General features: G+C 66.9%; 1 protein-coding gene. It reads left to right on the plus strand.

Translation table 11 applies throughout. The annotated features are described in order from the left end of the window. A partial coding sequence (locus AC3EUJ_RS37190; RefSeq protein WP_431969425.1) for a ricin-type beta-trefoil lectin domain protein occupies positions 1 to 991 on the plus strand: 991 nt, incomplete at both ends.

The following is a 991-nucleotide window of genomic DNA, read 5'->3' on the forward strand; positions in this document are numbered from 1 at the left end:
TAGCCCCTACGGCGAGGTACTGCGCACCGTCACCGGTGAGATGCCGAACCGGGTGTGGACCACCAACCTGTTCAACGAGAACACAGGCCAGCTCGACCGCACGGTCACCGACCGGGAGACCGCGAGCCCGCACCGGGTCAACGACCGCTACTACACCTACGACACCGCTGGGAACGTCACCCAGCTCAAGGATGTCGACGGTGCCGGTGCCACGGACCGGCAGTGCTTCACATACGACGCGCTCGCCCAGCTGACGCAGGCCTGGACGGCACCGAACGAGGGCTGCATCACCCCCGGCAAGAGCACGCCCGCACCCGTCTACACCGACGCCTCCGGCAACGTCACCGCCACCAACGTCACCGCCACCAACGACGGGTACTGGCAGACCTACACCTACGACGAGGTCGGCAACCGCAAACAACTGGTCGAGCACCAGCCGTCCGTCACCGTCGCGGGCGGGAAGGTCGACACCTCCGGTGACACCACCACCGACTACACCTACGGCAAGAGCGGCGGCGGGCAGCCCCACACCCTCACCGGCATCACCACCCACACCGCCACCGTCGACACCCTCGCCAACCTGACCTACGACGACGCCGGCAACACCATCACACGCACCTACGGCGGCGACACCCAAGCACTGGACTGGACCTGGGACGGCCACGTCAAGACCGCCTCCGGCTTCGGCAAGGCCGGCAAGGGCCAGCTCATCGGCCTCAACCACAAATGCCTGGACCTGCAAAGCGCGAACACCACAGACGGCACCCCGCTGCAGATCTACACCTGCAACGCCACCAAAGCCCAGAACTTCCACCTCGACACCACCACCGGCGCACTGACCATCCTCGGCAAATGCGCCATGCCCACCGCAGGCGGCACCACCGACGGCACCCCGGTGACCCTGGCCGGGTGCACAGGCAACGCCGACCAGAAGTGGACCGTCACCAACGGCACCCTGAAGCACGGCTCCGGCAAATGCCTGGATGTCCCC

It is taken from the genome of Actinacidiphila sp. bgisy160 (assembly GCF_057707815.1).